We start from the raw sequence: 953 nt of genomic DNA on the forward strand, positions 1-953 counted from the left end.
GGCTATGCCCGCGTCTCGGGCCGCCACGGCGTGGTCATCGGCCAGAACGGCCCTGGCATCAGCAACTGCGTCACCGCCATCGCCGCCGCTTACTGGGCACATAGCCCGGTGGTCATCGTCACCCCCGAGGCCGGCACCATGGGCATTGGCCTGGGCGGCTTCCAGGAAGCCAAGCAGTTGCCGATGTTCCAGGAGTTCACCAAGTACCAGGGGCACGTCACCCACCCGGCCCGCATGGCCGAGTTCACCGGCCGCTGCTTTGACCGCGCCATGGCCGAGATGGGCCCGACCCAGCTCAACATCCCGCGCGACTACTTCTACGGCCAGATCAAGGCCGAGATCCCCCTGCCCCAGCGCCTGGACCGCGGCCCCGGCGGCGACCAGCGCCTGAACGAAGCCGCCGAGCTGATCGCCAAGGCCAAGTTCCCCGTCATCATCTCCGGCGGTGGCGTGGTCATGGCCGATGCCATCGAGGAATGCCAGGCACTGGCCGAGCGGCTCGGCGCGCCGGTGGTCAACAGCTACCTGCACAACGACTCCTTCCCCGCCAGCCACCCGCTGTGGTGCGGCCCGCTCGGCTACCAGGGCTCCAAGGCGGCCATGAAGCTGCTCGCCCACGCCGATGTGGTCATCGCCCTCGGTTCGCGCCTCGGACCCTTCGGCACCCTGCCCCAGCACGGCATGGACTACTGGCCCAAGCACGCCAAGATCATCCAGATCGACGCCGACCATAAGATGCTCGGCCTGGTGAAGAAGATCTCGGTGGGCATCTGCGGCGATGCCAAGGCCGCCGCCGTCGCCCTGACCGAGCGCCTGGCCGGCCGCACGCTGGCGTGCGACGCCTCGCGCGAAGACCGCGCCGGCCAGATCGCCGCCGAGAAGGCCGCGTGGGAGAAGGAACTCGACGAGTGGACCCACGAGCGCGACCCGTACAGCCTGGACATGATCGAGGA

The 953-nt window shown here is 68.9% G+C and carries 1 protein-coding gene; it reads left to right on the top strand.

Annotated elements, in window-relative coordinates; genetic code table 11:
* Positions 1 to 953: thiamine pyrophosphate-binding protein (locus ACGLHR_RS51875; protein WP_400103923.1), on the top strand; the 953-nt coding region annotated here is incomplete at both ends.

The organism is Cupriavidus sp. CuC1 (assembly GCF_044627735.1).
Classification (GTDB): Bacteria; Pseudomonadota; Gammaproteobacteria; order Burkholderiales; family Burkholderiaceae; genus Cupriavidus; species Cupriavidus ulmosensis.